Origin of the sequence: Salinicola salarius (assembly GCF_003206135.1) — a bacterium.
GTDB lineage: Bacteria > Pseudomonadota > Gammaproteobacteria > Pseudomonadales > Halomonadaceae > Salinicola > Salinicola salarius.
Genome location: NZ_PZJT01000003.1, coordinates 261,492 through 276,481, shown reverse-complemented (window position 1 = coordinate 276,481; position 14,990 = coordinate 261,492). Strand labels below are relative to the sequence as shown.

Here is a 14,990-nt window from a genome sequence, read left to right as displayed (position 1 = left end):
GACAAAGCCTTGTCGATCGCGAAACATGGGCGATGTCAAAAGCATTAACGATGGCAAAAGCATTGACGATGCAAAAAACATTATCGATGGCAAAACAGCGGCACCATCATTCCTCATATTGCCATAGCAGGCCACCATCTACCGGCAGCGATGCCCCAGTCATGTAGTCGGCGTCGTCCGAGGCCAGGAATTCGACCACGCCGGCCACGTCTTCGGGTCGGCCCAGCCGGTTGAGCGGAATGTTGCCAAGCAGATGGCGCAGCTTCTCCGGATCTTCGTCGAGTGCCGAATTGATCGGTGTCTTGATCGCGCCGGGCGCCACGCTGTTGACCGTGATCCCGAGCGGCGCCAGCTCGACGGCCAGGTTGCGGGTCAGCATGCGCATGCCGCCCTTGCTCATGCAATAGCTGGTAAAGCCTGGAAACGGCAGATCCTCATGCACCGAACTCATGTTGATCACGCGGCCGCCGCGGCCTTCGTCACGCAGATGGCGAACGAAGGCCTGGGTCGTGAAGAAGACGCCTTTCAGATTGGTCTGCATGACCTTGTCATAGTCAGCCTCGTCGAGGTCCAGAAAAGGGGAGTCGATCTCCAGGCCGGCGTTGTTGACCAGGATATCCAGCCGGCCCATGGCCTCGACGCTCTCATCGATCAGGCGCCGGTTGGTCTCGACATCGCCGATGTCACCGGTGACGATCGCGGCTCTTCGGCCGTGGGCGCGAACGCGCGCTGCGGTTTCCTCGGCGCGCTCGGAAGGACGGCTGCCGCTGACGACTACATCGGCGCCGGCCTGGGCGAGTCGTTCGGCGACGGCACGGCCGATGCCCTGGGTGCTGCCGGTGACCAGGGCCACCTTGCCTGAAAGGCGCATGTTGCTCTCCTTGCGTAGGAATCCTTGCGTGACACTTCGATCGAGGCGCGCCGACGTTTCAGATAACACCCAGAGAGGGCTTCTGTCAGACGCGTCTGTTGAAGATAGAGCAGCATCGAGGTCAGGACCAAAATCGGTTTGGCGTTGTCGTGACTCCCCTTGGATAGCATGATGTCCGACGACAAGCCATCGAAGGCTCGATAGGCATGCAGACAGGAGTCACCGTGAGCGGATTGAGACAGTTGGGATGGATGTGGGTGCTGGCCCTGACGTTGATGATCAGTCTGCCGGCATCGGCGCAGTCCTTGACATCACTGGTGGGCGGCGGTCAGAGCAGCGAGCCGAGTGCGGCATCGGCGCCGTCTCCGCAAGAGCTGCGCACTTCCCTCGATCAGATCATCGCCACACTCGAAAACAGCGACCAGCGCCAGGCCTTGCTTGACCATCTCAAGCAATTGCGCGACGTCACCGCGGCGGATACCGAACAGGCGAGCGGTTCGGCCGGGCTATTGGGCGCACTGGCGCAATCGTTTTCATCGCTGGAGACGGACGGGCTCGACAACCCGATTCGGTACTGGTCGGCGCGGGCCAGCCAGGCGGGCAAGGATGTGTCGGGGCTGCTCGACGATCCTCGGCGGTTGCAGGGCATCCTGCTGGACCTGCTGTGGGTGACGGGATTGTGGGTCGGCGTGACGTTGCTGATCGCCATGCTCTGGCGCTGGGCGGTGCGTCAGTTTGGGTTGCCCTGGCACTTGCCCGAGGATCCGACGACCTGGATGCTGATCCGCCACATCATCCGGCGCGTGGTGCCATTGGCCATCGGCTTCGCCGTCGCGCTGACGACCGTCCATCAGGTCGAATCCGCATCGGTGGGTATCGCTCTGGCCATGGTCGCGGCCTACGCCACGCTTTGCGGGGCGGTCTTCTCTTCGGTCTGTGAAATCGTCTTCTCGCTGTTCGGCAACGGCCATCGACACACGGCGCTGCGCATATTGCGCCAGCGTGGCGCCCGCTGGTTGTTCGCGCTTGGCGCGCTGGTCGCGCTGGGCGATGCCGCGCATGCCGAGGCGCTGGTAGTGCCACTGGGCGAAGGGCTGACGGCGCTCGTTGCGCTGGTTGCCAATGTCTGCGCCGCCCTGCTGCTGGGCATCTTCGTCATGGTGTTCCGGCGCCCCATCCGGCATCTGATTCGCAACCGACCCTACTCGCAGCGTCAGGAACGTCGTGCGACGACGGAACTGATCCGTGCGTTCAGCCGGATCTGGCACATCCCGATTCTGATCATGGTGGGAGTCTCGCTGATCGCGATGATCCTGTCCGCTGAGGATTCGCGCAGCGCGTTCTTCCGGGCGATCGTGACCGCGGGTCTCATGATCGCGACGCTGGTCGTCACCGGGCTGATTCATCGGCGCGGCGAGAACGCCCGGGAGAAATCCTCATCGGAGTATGCGTCACGGCTGGTGCGCTTCGGTTTCACGCTGGCCCACCTGGTGAGCTGGGTAATCTTCGCCGAACTGGCGATGCGGGTCTGGGGTTCGTCGCTCTGGGCCGTAGGCGGCTCGGCGGGTATCGGCCAGCAGATCGCCAAGGGCGTCTTCGGCCTGGGGATGACGTTCCTGGTGGCGTGGCTGGTGTGGATTCTGGCCGATACCGCGATCAAGCACGCGCTGTTGCGCAGCAGCCGCCGCCATGGTCGTCGGGCCAATGCCAGTGCCCGCGCCCAGACCATCACGCCGCTGTTGCGCAACACCGTCTTCGTGACCATCGCGGTGATCGCTTTCATCATTGCACTGGCGAACCTGGGCGTGAACGTGACGCCGCTGCTGGCGGGTGCCGGTGTCATCGGTCTGGCAGTCGGTTTCGGCGCCCAGACGCTGGTCCAGGATCTCATTACCGGGCTGTTCATCCTGATCGAGGACTCCCTGGCGATCGACGACTTCGTCAACCTGGGATCGCACATGGGTACGGTCGAGGCGCTGAGTATCCGTACCGTCAAATTGCGCGACCTGGACGGTATCGTGCATATCATTCCGTTCAGCCAGATCCAGGGAATTCAGAACTACTCCCGGGAATTCGGTATCGCGTTGATGCGAATCCGTATCGCCCATCACATGAAGATCGACGAGGCGATCGAGATCGTGCGCGGGATCGCCGAGGACCTGCGCAACGACCCGATGATGCGCCACTACATCTGGTCCGCGCTGGAGGTCCAGGGGATCGAGAGCTTCGATGCCGGCGCGGCCATCCTGCGGGTTCGCATGCGTACGGCGCCGATCATGCAGTGGGACGTGGCGCGTGCCTTCAATTTGCGTCTCAAGCAGCGCTTCGACGAGCAGGGCATCGACCTGGCCATGCCGCGAATGAGCGTGGTGATGGAACAGGCGCCGGTGGCTGCCGGCAGCACCGGGCCAAGAGAATCGGTGACGGCACCGGGCGCGCCGGATCCGCAATGACCGGTGGGCCAGACAGCCCGAGGCAGATAGTTCAAGACAGACAGTCCGGCAGCCGTTCATAGCGATTGGCCGTACGGCGGGCTAGCGCAGCACCCACTCCCGGAAGGCGCGCATCGGTTCGGTCAGGTGCCGGTGTTCGGGCGTGAAGAGAGAGAGGCGGCCGCGGCTGGGCAAGGTTTGCGGCAGTGCCTGGACCAGGGTTCCCTGATCCAGCTCGGCCGCCAGCAGCCGCATCCAGCCCAGCGTGATGCCTTGGCCCGCCAGTGTCGCGTTCATCAACAACTGGAAGCTGTTGGCCCGCAGCGTGTGAACGGGCGGCTGCCACGCCAGGCCGAGTTCCCGGAACCAGAGCTCCCAGGTCAGCCAGTCGTGATAGTGATCCTCGACCACCATCAGCGTGTGCCGGGTGAGCAGCGCCGCCGGGTCCAGGATCTGTCCATGGCGTTCCAGATAGACCGGGCTGCAGACGGCGGCGACGCTCTCCTGCTCGAAGATGGCATCGGCGTAAACCCCGGGCGGGTCCACCTCGTTGTGCACGTGGTAGTAGATACCGAGGTCGAACTCCGCCAGATCCAGCCGGTGCGGGTCCTCGACGGTCAGGATGCGAATTTCGATATCGGGATGGGCGCGCTGGAAGTCGGGCAACTGACGCGCCAGCCAGATCGAGGCGATGGTCGGGCTGGACGCCAGGGTCAGCTGGCGATCGTCGCCACGCCGGCGCAGGCGGGCCGTTTCGTCACGCAGATCACGCAGCAGCCGCTGAACGACGCGAAAGTAGTGTTCACCCGCCGGGGTCAAACGCAGCCCATCGTAGTGGCGCTCGAAGAGCGGTCTGCCGAGGTCGCTCTCCAGGCGCTTGATCTGCCGGCTGACGGCGCTCTGGGTCAGGTGCAGTTCGCTGCCGGCCTGAGTGAAGCTGCCATGGCGCGCGGCCGCTTCGAAAGCGCGAAGGCAGGAGAGTGGCGGGAGGGGATCACGCGAGGGCATGCAGGCATCCGGAGCCATGGGATCACGGCTCCGGAGCATAACACGGGAGGCTCCGATACCGGCCTCCGCGGGGCCTTTCACCGTCAGATCGCCGTCCGCGGAATCTCCCGCGTCCAGGACTTCTCGCTGACCAGCGTCTCGCCCTCGTGGGCGATCTGCTCGGCGCTGAGATAGAACGTCTGTTCGTCGCAGTGCAGGTGGTAGCGACTGGTGACTTCTACCGCGAACTGCGCTTCTTTATCGCCATGGCCTTCGTCGCGGCTGGCGCGGTAGACCCACTCGATATCAGCACGGGTCCGCGTGGCGTCGGTCGGGTGGCTGGTATAGATTTCCTTCGCCTTCTGCTCGACGCGCAGGCCGTGATCGGCGAAGCGGATATCGCCCATGTCGTCCTCGACGGTCACCGTGACCTCGCCGCTGCCGACATCCTCGCTGATGGTGCGCTTGGGCTGACCGGCACGCAGGGTGTCGACCCGGCAGGGCGTGGCGCTCTCCGGCGGCTCGAACGGCATGGGTACGTATTCCGCCTTGCAGATCGGCAGCGACAGCGTCGGCGTGCCGGCCTTGAGGATGAGGTCGGCGCGTTTCTTCGGCGACCACACCAGCGGAAAGCTGGCACTGGAGAGCGCCACGCGCAGGCGATGCCCCTCGGGCAGGCGGTAGCCGATCAGGTCCAGCGCCATGCGTATCTGTATTGGCTCGCCCGGTACCGGCGGGGCGATCGTGCCCGGATCGTCTCGCAAGTTGAGGTTGAGCGTGGCGTAGCTGATCAGCGCGCTCTCGCCGCTCGGCGCCACGTCGCACAGGCGCACGTGCAACTGGCCGCAATCCTCGGCACTCGTCAGCGTGGCGGTGAGTGTGGGCTGGCCGAGGATATCGAGACCGTAGAGATAGGGCTCGGAGTCGAAGGTCAGCGCCAGGCCGTCGTCGCGGCGCTGATCGGGCGGGAAGTCCGCGCCGAACCACAGTGGAATGTATTCTCCCTGCAGCGAGCCGGCGGTGAGCGGGGAGGCGATCGCGCGGTCCTGGCTCAATCGGCCGTTCGGCGTCAGACCGGTGTCGCCCAGCGCAAGCGACCACTCTTCGACCTCATCCGCCGGCGCGGGCCAGCCACGGGTGTGAACCCACCGGCCGGGGCGCTCCAGATACCTGGGCGCCGGCGGCACGCCATCCTGCAGGTAGAAGGTGCACTCGGGCTCGTCCATGATTCCGGTGTCGATGTCCTTGAGCCAGTAGTCCCACCAGCGCAGCGCCTCCTGCAGGAAGCCGATGGCGGGATCGGGAATCGCGAAGTGCGGGTACTTGTGCATCCACGGCCCCAGCAGCGCCTTTTTCGGGCAGGAGAGATTCTCCATCATCCGCGGGATCGTATTGATGTACGAATCCCCCCAGCCGCTGATCATGTAGACCGCTGCCTCGATATCTTCGTAGCTCTCGCAGATCGAGCCATGCTTCCAGTAGTCGTCCCGGTGCTGATGCGTGAGCCAGGGATCCATCAGCAGCGGCATGTGGTCGAGCCGGTGCTTCCACATCTCGCGCCAGCGTTCGCCCACCAGCGCCGGGTCGGGCACGGCGGCGGAAAAGCTCAGCATGGTCGCCGCCCAGCCGAGATTCTCCAGCAGCATGTTGCCGCCCTTGTAGTGGATGTCGTCGGCGTAGCGGTCGTCGGTGGAGCACAGCGTGATGATCGCCTTGAGCGGTTCGGGGCGCAGCGCCGCCACCTGCAGGCCGTTGAAGCCGCCCCAGGAGATGCCCATCATGCCCAGCTTGCCGTTGCACCAGGGCTGGCTGGCGATCCAGTCGATCACTTCCAGCGCGTCGACCTGCTCCTGCGGGGCGTACTCGTCGAGCATCAGCCCGTCGGATTCACCGTTGCCGCGCATGTCGACACGCACGCAGGCGTAGCCGTGACCGGCAAAATAGGGATGGGTCAGCTCGTCGCGCACCGCCGTGCCATCCCGCTTGCGGTAGGGCAGGTATTCGAGGATCGCCGGCACCGGAGTCGCTTCGGCATTCTCGGGTAACCAGATTCTGGCGGCCAGGCGGGTGCCGTCGGTCAGCACGATCCATTGGTTCTCGATTTCACGCACGCGGTGCGGAAAGTCCTGTTTGATCTTCATGCGTCATCCTTGGCTGCGCGGGAGGAAGTTGAGCGTGTCGGCACGGCATCCAGCCGTTCGGGATGCTTGAGCCAGACCCACAGCGAGCCGGTAGCCAGCAGCACGATCAGCATGGCGGGCAACCCGCCCAGGTTGGAGAGCATCTTGATACCGTCGATGCCGACGAAGCTGACCATCACCCAGGAGACCATGCCGACGATCACGCCCCAGATCACCTTCATCGGCACGCCGGCATTGAGATCGGAGTCCGCCGTCAGGCCGCGAGTGCAGAGGTTGCCGATGGCGTCGGTCTGCGAATCCGCCGCGGTGACGTAGGAGATGTAGGCGATGAACAGCAGCAGCGGAATCCACACCTCGGAGAACGGCAACTGGCGGAACAGCTCGTAGAGCACGTTTTCGACGCCGCGATCGTTGAGTACGGCATAGAGATCGACGCCGGCAGTGTCGGCGTGAGCCTGAAAGTAGAGCGCGGTACCGGAGAAGATCAGTATCCACACGCTGGCGAACAGCGCCGGGTAGAGCAGATTGACGCGCAGGAACTCGCGCACGGTGTAACCCCGCGAGATCTTGCCCAGGAACAGCGCCGCCACCGGCGCCCAGGCGAACCAGACCGCCCAGTAGAAGATCGACCACCACTGCGGCCACGGATCGTTCCCAGCAGCGCCGGTGAACAGGCTTTTGGTGAAGAAGTTGTCGAGATAGACACCGAACGATTCGACGCCCAGCGCCAGGCAGAACACCGTCGGCCCGACGATGAACATGAACACGCCGAGAATCGCGAGCAGAATGGCGTTCAGCGACGACAGCCGGGCGATCCCCTTCTGCAGGCCGCTGGCGGCGGACAGCACGAAGGTCACCACGATGATGGCGATGATCACGCCGAGTCGCAGCGGGCTGGTCTCGCCGCCGAGATATTGACCCGCGCCGCCGGCCAGGGTCAGTGCGCCGGTCCCCAGCGACGAGGCCATGCCGGCCACCAGCGCATAAAGCGAGATGGCGTCGATCAGACCGCCGAAGCGCTTTACCTTGGGGCCGAAGATCGGCTCCAGCATGCTCGAGATCGAGAAGCGCAGGCGCAGGTTATAGAAGGCCAGCGCGAAGATCAGCGCCGGGACGGCGTAGATCGCGTAGGGCGTGAACGACCAGTGCAGGAACATGGTCGACATCGCGAACAGAATGGCATCGCCGGAGCCGGCTTCGAGCCCGGCGGACTCGGGCGGGGCCATGAAGTGGTAGAGCGGCTCGGCGGTGGTCCAGAACAGCACGCCCACGGCCAGGGTGGTACACAGCGTGATCGAGAACCAGCGCAGGCGGGAGAGTAAAGGCGTGGCATCCCGGCCGCCGATACGAATGCGTCCGACCGGCGAAAAATAGACGACGACGGCCATGATCAGCAGGTAGAGGCTGCCCAGGCTGAATAGCCATGAAAAGTTGGTCAGAACGGCGTCGTTGAGCGCGCTGGCAGTGGCCAGAAACGCATCCAGATCGACATAGCTGGCGATCACCGCGGCCAGCAGTATCAGAAAGGTCGGCCAGAATACCAGCGGCCGGAGTGAAGTTTGCATTCCCGTCTCCCGTTATCGTTATCGTAGGCGCCGATGCGCAGCGCTCATGGCGGTATAACCTAACGTCCTTCGTACCTGCTTGGGCAAACGGCTTCTGGGAATGAGGATATGCGTCCAGTGCATGGCTGGGCTGACATGATTGGCCGCATGGCTCGGCGCTGGCGCCATCCGTGTAGAATGGCGCGCAATGTCACGAGAGGAGGCGAGATGGAGTCTGAAGACCTCAAGAAGCTGATCACCCGCAAGATGCCGTTCGGCAAGTACGAAGGATGGTTGATCGCCGATCTCCCCGGCCCCTATCTCAACTGGTTCGCCCGCGAAGGCTTTCCCTATGGCGAGATCGGGCGCCTGCTGGCGCTGATGCAGGAGATCGATCACAACGGCTTGAGCCCGCTGCTCGAGCCGTTGCGCTGAAGAGCCCGGGGCAGGACGTGTGCCCGCACAGCCAGGTACCGTCGGCCGGTCGCTAGCTCATCCAGCGTCCGGCGACATGCGCGGCAATCAACCCGACCACGACGGCCAGAACGAGCCAGCCCCGGCGGCGCCAGCGTGTCTGGTGATTTCCCAGCGCCATTTCCAGCTGCCGCGCCAGCAGTTCATGGCGAACCACGATGCGTTGCGGCAAGACGGAAAAATCGTTGGCGGCGTCTCCCTGCCAGTGGGGCGCATGGGTCATGCCCAGGCCCGCCCGCAGCCTGCCGAGATCGCCCAGCAGGTCATGGAGGTCGTCGTAGGCTTCCCGATGTGTCGCCTCTCCCAGCGCGCTCAGCGCATCCGCTTTCAGGGTACGGTTGTTGCAGCGCTGCGCGGCGCGAATGATGGTATCGGCAGGGGCGTCCTTGCTGACGCCGAGGCGGCGATAGAGATCTCGCATATCGTGTTGGACCGTCCTCGTCAGGGAATCGTCGTTGGAGCGTCGTCAGGGAGTCGTCGTTGGAGCGTCATCGTTAAAGGGTCGTCATCAGATAGTCGTAGGCGTTCTTGATGCGCTGGAAGCGCTGCGAGGCCAGCGAGATGCGCAGCTCGCTCTGGCCATGAAAGCGATCGGGATGATGGCGCTGCGCCAGGCGACGATAGGCTCGCTTGATCTCGGTGGGCGACGCGTTCTCGTCGAGTTCCAGCACTTGTAGCGCCAGGCGGATCCGGTAGTGGGGTCGCGCCGCTCCTGCGGTCTGCTGCTGTTGTTTCTGTTCCTGTTGTTTCTGTTCCTGTTGTTTCTGTTCTTGTTGCTGCTGGCGCCATCGTTCCCGCCGGTAGGCCTCCTCCCGCTCCGCCTGTTCCCGGCGCCGGCTTTCGGCCTCGCGCTCCTGCTCCTGGCGCCTGGTCTCTTCCTCGCGCGCTTGTCGTTGACGTTCCTGCGCTTGACGCGCTTCCGCCTGATGTCGGCTCTTGGCCTGGCGACGCAGACGGATTCGTTCCTGGCGCAGCTGCCGCCGCTGCGCCCGGGCCGCGCTGGCGCGTAGCCGCCAGCCTCGCCAGCAACGAATCTTCGGCGCGAGCTCGGCGGTTTCTCCATCGTTGTTTCCGTCGGCTTCGCTTGTGTCCCTGTCGGTTCTGTTTGTCTCCTGATCCGCCGCCGCTTCGGGGTTGTCCTCCCGATGCCAATAAGCCAGGCGGCTGGGGTCGTCCGGTGCCTTCAGCGGACGCCCCGTCACCTCGCGAAACAGACGGGCGAAATCGCCCGGCGTCGCGCCGGAAAGATCGGCGAGAAAGCGCAGGATGTGATGATTTCGCAGGCTCGGTTCGCCCTCGCTGGTGGCGAGGCCGATCGCACGGCGCAGAAAGGGGTGCGACTGCTCATCGACGTGTTCGCGCAGCACGACTTCGGCCGCCAGCTGGATGGCCGTCAGATCGGTCCGGGCGATCGTCAGCAGCGTTTCCAGATCATGGGAGTGACGAAAGCCGTTGGCCAGCGCTTCGAGATAACGCTGGTCCTCGGCAAGCACGACGCGCTTGTTGACGTATACCCACGTCAGCAGCAACAGGGATGCAGTATCGGGCGGATAACGACTTTTCAGCAGCAGGAGCTCGAAAGCGGAAAAGCGCGCGGGGGCCATCGACGAATCCAGGCGGAGAAAGGGTTGTTGTCATTTGTTGGACCCGAGTATACCCAAACTCGATGACGAGTCGTCACCGTTGTGCTTTTCCTTCTTCGCGTCTGCTTCTGCGCCTTCTCTTATCGCTTCTTCTGCCTGCTGCTGCTGCTTCCCGGGCTAGCGGGCGTCAACGCGTTGTCGCCATGCCCGAGGTCCTGTTCAGGTTCTCCGGGCCGAAGGAGTCGGGCAGCAGTTCGTCCATGGTGTAGTGCTTGAGCGGAGCGCCTTCGCCGTCGAGCACGATGATTTCGGTTTCCGGCGTGGCGAATTCGCGGATTCGCTGGCGGCAGTCGCCGCAGGGCGTACAGAGATGTTCGCCGGGGCCGATGACGTAGATCGTGCGGATCTGTCGTTCCCCGCTGGAGACCAGGCCGGCGATGGCGCTGGCCTCGGCGCAGAGTCCCTTGTAGTTGGCGCTTTCGACGTTGCAGCCGGCGTAGGTCTTGCCGCTCTCGCTGATCAGCACGGCGCCGACGGGATGGTCGGAGTAGGGCACGTAGGCGTGATCGCGGACGTTCAGTGCCGTCTGGCGGATCTCGTCGGGAACCCGGATATCGTTCGTCGTCTTGCTCATCGTTTCGCTTCCTCGTCGTCGCGCAACAGACCTTCCAGTGTGATCGCCATCATCTCGGAAAAGCCGGTCTGCCGGGCCTGGGAGTCGAGCGCTTCCCCCTTGAGAATATGGTCGGAAACGGTGCAGACCGTCAGCGCGCGGGCACCGAATTCGGCGGCAACGCCGTACAGGCCGGCGGCTTCCATCTCGACGCCGAGAATGCCGTGGCGCTTCATGCTCTGGAAGAATTCGATGTCCGGGGTGTAGAACAGATCGGCGGAGAAAAGATTGCCGACCTTGACCTTCGTACCGCGTTCACGCGCCGCCTCGACGGCATGACGGGTCAGGTCGAAATCGGCGATGGCGGCGAAGTCGTGGCCGTTGAATCGCGCCCGGTTGACGCCGGAATCGGTGCACGCTCCCATGCCGATGACGATGTCGTTGACCGCGACGTCGTCGCGTACCGCGCCGCAGGAACCGACCCGCACCAGCCGCTCGACGCCGTACTCGGTGATCAGCTCCTTGGCGTAGATCGACAGCGACGGAATCCCCATGCCGCTGCCCATCACCGAGATCTTGCGCCCCCGGTAGGTGCCGGTGAAGCCGAGCATGTTGCGCACGCGATTGACGCACCGGGCGTCTTCGAGAAACGTCTCGGCGATGAACTGGGCACGCAGCGGATCGCCGGGCATCAGTACGGTATCGGCGAAGTCGCCCGGCTGGGCTTCGATATGGGGAGTGGGCATCTCACGGGTCTCCGTTGTCGGGGGTGTCTTTCAGCAGGGACCGTCCGTATTCCATCGGCGACAGGCCGAGATACTCGGCCAGCGTCTGGCCAATGTCGGCATAGGTCTCGCGGCGGCCGTAGCTGCCGGGCGCCAGCACGTCGCCGGCGATCAGAACGGGCACCTGCTCGCGGGTGTGATCGGTGCCGCTCCAGGTCGGGTCGTTGCCGTGGTCGGCGGTCAGGATCAACAGGTCGCCGGGTTCCAGCTTCGCGATGATCTCCGGCAGGCGGCGGTCGAACGCTTCCAGCGCACTGGCGTAGCCTTCCGGGTCGCGGCGGTGACCGTAGAGGGTGTCGAAGTCGACGAAGTTGGTCATTACCAGTGTCTGTTTATTCGCCACTGAACGCTCGGCGGCCTCGTCGATGGCAGATAGCGTGGCGTCGAACAGGGCATCGTGACCGTGGGCCTTGATCACTTTCGAGATGCCACAGTGGGCGTAGATGTCGCCGATCTTGCCCACGCCGAGCACCTTGCCGCCGTCGTCATGCAGCTTCTGCAACACGGTGGGCGTCGGCGGCTCGATGGCATAGTCGCGGCGGTTGCCGGTACGTTCGAAGGTCTCGGGGGTCTCGCCAACGAAGGGGCGGGCGATGACACGGCCGATGTTGTAGGGCATCAGCAGTTCGCGGGCGATCTCGCAGAGCCGATAGAGGCGGTCGAGGCCGAAATGGGTCTCGTGGGCGGCGATCTGGAAGACCGAGTCCGCCGAGGTGTAGACGATCGGCTTGCCGCTCTTGATATGCGCCTCGCCCAGCGCTTCGAGGATCGGCATGCCTGACGCCTGGCAGTTGCCGAGCACGCCGGGCAGGTCGGCGCGCTCAATCAATGCTTCCAGCAGGTCGGATGGAAAGCTGTTCTCGCGTTCGTGGAAGTAGCCCCATTCGAACAGCGCCGGGACGCCGGCGATCTCCCAGTGGCCGGAGGGCGTGTCCTTGCCGGAGGAGATCTCGCTGGCGCAGGCGTAAGCCCCTTCGACGACCTCGGGAACGTCGACGCCTGTCGCCCAGTCGCCGGTGCTCAGGTGGTGGGCGTGATAGAGCCCGAGACGAGCCAGGTTGGGTAGTTGGAGCGGGCGGCCGGCATCGGCGCGATAGCGGGCGATATGGCCGAGCGTGTCCGAGCCGGCATCGCTCGAGCTGGCATCGCCATAGTCGGCGGCGTCCGGCGCGTTGCCGATGCCGAAGGAATCGAGAACCAGCAAAATGGCGCGTTTCATGTCGTTTCTCCCGTGCATGTCGCGTTCTTGTCCGTCTCTCGTCTCGGTCATGCCGACTGGCCTTCGCGCAGGGTGGCATGGACCAGCGGCGGGATGGCGACGTCGTCCGTCTCGCTCAAGGTAAAGGCGCGACGCAGACGCTGGGTGACGGCTTCGGCATCGGCCCGTTCGGCGGCATGGATGCGCAGCAGCGGCTGGCCCGGTTCGACTCGCTGGCCGAGCGCGGCGATGTGCGACAGGCCGACCCGATGATCGATGGCATCGCCCGCGTTGCGCCGGCCACCGCCCAGTTCGACCACGCCGAGACCGAGCGAACGCGTGTCGATGGCGCTGATGCATCCCGCCCGGTCGGCGTCGAGATCGATGGTGATCGGCGCGGTGGCGAGGTGGTCTTCGGGGCGTTCCGCCAGATCGGCGGGGCCGCCGAGCCCGTGGACCATGCGCGAGAAGCGCTCCAGCGCCTCGCCGGAATCGAGCGCGCGGTCGAGGCGGGCTTCGGCGTCTTCGGTATCGCTGGCGATGCCGGATTGAAGCAGCATCTCCGCCGCCAGCGGTCGGGTGACCCGGTAGAGGCGACTATTCCTGCCTTCGCCACGCTCTTCATTGCGTCCGTCGCCACGCAGCAATCGTAGCGCCTCGAAGACTTCCAGCGAATTGCCGGCGCAGTCGGCCAGCGGCTGGTTCATGTCGGTCAGAAGCACGCTGGTCTTGGTACCCGCGCCGCAGCCGATCGCGACGATCGCCTCGGCGAGTTCGCGGGAGGCCTCCTCGGTGGGCATGAAGGCGCCACTGCCGACCTTGACGTCCATCACCAGCGTCTCGAGGCCGCAGGCCAGCTTCTTGCCCAGGATCGAGGCGACGATCAGCGGGATCGACTCCACCGTGGCAGTGACGTCGCGCACGCCATAGAGGCGCTTGTCGGCCGGCGCCAGCGATCCGGTCTGGCCGATGATCGCGACGCCGACGTCCTTCACCAGCCGGCGGAAGGTCTCGTCGCTGGGGGTGACGTCGTAGCCGGGGATCGACTCGAGCTTGTCCAGCGTGCCACCGGTGTGGCCCAGGCCGCGCCCGGAGACCATCGGCACGTGACCGCCGCAGGCAGCGACCCATGGCCCCAGCACCAGCGACACCAGATCGCCGACGCCTCCGGTGGAGTGCTTGTCGAGCACCGGACCGGCAAGATCGAGATCGTCCCAGCGCATCACCTGGCCGGAATCCCGAATCGACTCCGTCAATGCGACGGCCTCGTCCCGGTTCATGCCGTTGAGATAGACGGCCATGGCGAAGGCGCCGATCTGCGCATCGCCGATACTGCCGTCGGCGATGCCCCGCATGACCAGATCGAGCATCTGGCGATTGAGCGTCTGACCATCGCGTTTACGACGAATGATTTCCTGGGTCAGCATGATATGGGTCCGCAGTGATGGGCGGGTTTCTCGGTAACCGCGGCTGATCAATAACTACTGTCGATCAGTAACCGCTGGTAGTCGTCGGTCGGCTGTCGTCATCGGAGAGCGTGGCGAGCAGCGCATCCAGCAACCCCGAAGCGCCGAAGCGGAAGTGAGACGGCGTGAGCCAGGCCTCGCCCATGATACCGGCGGCCAGGTCCAGATAGGCCTTGGCATCCTCGGCGGAGCGAATGCCGCCGGCCGCCTTGAAACCCACGTCGCGACCGCTGTCGCGAATGGCGGTCAGCAGAATCTCGGCGGCCTCGAGCGTTGCGTTGACCGGCACCTTGCCGGTGGAGGTCTTGAGGAAGTCCGCGCCGCAGGCGAGGGCGATATCCGCGGCCTGGCGGATCAGCGCAGGATCCTTGAGTTCGCCGGTTTCCAGAATCACCTTGAGCAGGCAATCGCCGCAGGCCTCACGGCAAGCCGTCACCAGCGCCCGGCCGGCATCGGCGTCACCGCCGATCAAGGCCTTGTAGGGAAAGACCACGTCGACTTCGTCGGCGCCGGCCGCTACGGCTGCGCGGGTTTCGCGGGAGGCGCGCTCGACGTTGACGCAGCCGTCCGGGAAGTTGGTGACGGTGGCGATCCGCACGCGTTCACGCATGCCCATGTCGACCAGTTCACGGTTCGCCGTCTCGATGAAGGCGGGGTAGATGCAGACCGCGGCCGGGGCGCCGTACGGCGTATCGGTGCGGCGGCACAGCGCCCGGATGGCGGCGTCGTCATCGCCGTCGTTGAGCGAGGTGAGGTCCATCATGGCCAGCGCCTGGCTGGCGGCGTGCTTGAGGCTATTCATCTTCTTGTCTCCATGTTCGGCGTGGTCACGACGGCCTCCTGCCGTTTCCGTGTTCTGGCTCGCGCAAGGATCCGGCAGTACTTCCGCGAGTCTG

At 64.7% G+C, this 14,990-nt stretch carries 13 protein-coding genes; 2 read left to right on the top strand and 11 right to left on the bottom strand.

Annotated features, from left to right (window positions below):
* Positions 1-106: 106 nt before the first annotated feature.
* The gene (locus tag DOM32_RS04535) at positions 107-871 is read right to left on the bottom strand and encodes an SDR family NAD(P)-dependent oxidoreductase (RefSeq protein ID WP_071230551.1); all 765 of its coding nucleotides are present in this window, start codon (positions 869-871) and stop codon (positions 107-109) included.
* 224 nt (positions 872-1,095) lie between these two features.
* On the opposite strand from DOM32_RS04535, the gene DOM32_RS04530 reads away from it, so the two are divergent.
* Complete coding sequence (locus tag DOM32_RS04530; protein WP_244179804.1) at positions 1,096-3,324, top strand: mechanosensitive ion channel domain-containing protein; 2,229 nt, start codon at positions 1,096-1,098, stop codon at positions 3,322-3,324.
* Positions 3,325-3,405: 81 nt separating this feature from the next.
* Here the strand turns inward: DOM32_RS04530 and DOM32_RS04525 are convergent, their stop codons facing one another.
* The 3 genes from DOM32_RS04525 to DOM32_RS04515 form a co-directional block, all read right to left on the bottom strand.
* The gene (locus DOM32_RS04525; protein WP_071230610.1) at positions 3,406-4,311 is read right to left on the bottom strand and encodes a LysR substrate-binding domain-containing protein; all 906 of its coding nucleotides are present in this window, start codon (positions 4,309-4,311) and stop codon (positions 3,406-3,408) included.
* 83 nt (positions 4,312-4,394) lie between these two features.
* A complete protein-coding gene (locus tag DOM32_RS04520; RefSeq protein ID WP_071230553.1) occupies positions 4,395-6,431 on the bottom strand; it encodes a CocE/NonD family hydrolase in 2,037 nt (678 codons plus the stop codon).
* A complete protein-coding gene (locus DOM32_RS04515; RefSeq protein WP_071230554.1) occupies positions 6,428-7,996 on the bottom strand; it encodes a BCCT family transporter in 1,569 nt (522 codons plus the stop codon). Before DOM32_RS04515 ends, DOM32_RS04520 begins: the two co-directional genes overlap by 4 nt.
* Before the next feature lie 207 nt (positions 7,997-8,203).
* Here DOM32_RS04515 and DOM32_RS04510 point away from each other — a divergent pair, with 207 nt between their 5' ends.
* The gene (locus DOM32_RS04510; RefSeq protein ID WP_071230555.1) at positions 8,204-8,410 is read left to right on the top strand and encodes a DUF3820 family protein; all 207 of its coding nucleotides are present in this window, start codon (positions 8,204-8,206) and stop codon (positions 8,408-8,410) included.
* Positions 8,411-8,462: 52 nt separating this feature from the next.
* Here the strand turns inward: DOM32_RS04510 and DOM32_RS04505 are convergent, their stop codons facing one another.
* The 7 genes from DOM32_RS04505 to deoC all read right to left on the bottom strand — a co-directional run bounded on the left by DOM32_RS04505 (position 8,463) and on the right by deoC (position 14,896).
* Complete coding sequence (locus DOM32_RS04505) at positions 8,463-8,870, bottom strand: hypothetical protein (protein ID WP_071230556.1); 408 nt, start codon at positions 8,868-8,870, stop codon at positions 8,463-8,465.
* Positions 8,871-8,943: 73 nt separating this feature from the next.
* On the bottom strand, positions 8,944-10,053 hold the full coding sequence (locus tag DOM32_RS04500; RefSeq protein ID WP_071230557.1) for a J domain-containing protein: 1,110 nt from the start codon (positions 10,051-10,053) through the stop codon (positions 8,944-8,946).
* A gap of 166 nt (positions 10,054-10,219) precedes the next feature.
* Complete coding sequence (locus DOM32_RS04495; protein WP_071230558.1) at positions 10,220-10,666, bottom strand: cytidine deaminase; 447 nt, start codon at positions 10,664-10,666, stop codon at positions 10,220-10,222.
* On the bottom strand, positions 10,663-11,391 hold the full coding sequence (deoD, locus tag DOM32_RS04490) for a purine-nucleoside phosphorylase (protein WP_071230559.1): 729 nt from the start codon (positions 11,389-11,391) through the stop codon (positions 10,663-10,665). Before deoD ends, DOM32_RS04495 begins: the two co-directional genes overlap by 4 nt.
* A 1-nt stretch (position 11,392) precedes the next feature.
* Positions 11,393-12,649 (bottom strand): phosphopentomutase, encoded by a 1,257-nt coding sequence (locus tag DOM32_RS04485; RefSeq protein ID WP_071230560.1) that lies wholly within the window; start codon positions 12,647-12,649, stop codon positions 11,393-11,395.
* 47 nt (positions 12,650-12,696) lie between these two features.
* Positions 12,697-14,055 carry a thymidine phosphorylase gene (gene deoA / locus DOM32_RS04480; protein WP_071230561.1) on the bottom strand — a complete coding sequence of 453 codons (1,359 nt, stop codon included), beginning with the start codon at positions 14,053-14,055 and terminating at the stop codon, positions 12,697-12,699.
* A gap of 64 nt (positions 14,056-14,119) precedes the next feature.
* Positions 14,120-14,896, bottom strand: a complete 777-nt coding sequence (gene deoC / locus DOM32_RS04475; protein WP_071230562.1) for a deoxyribose-phosphate aldolase — start codon at positions 14,894-14,896, stop codon at positions 14,120-14,122.
* Positions 14,897-14,990 lie beyond the last annotated feature (94 nt).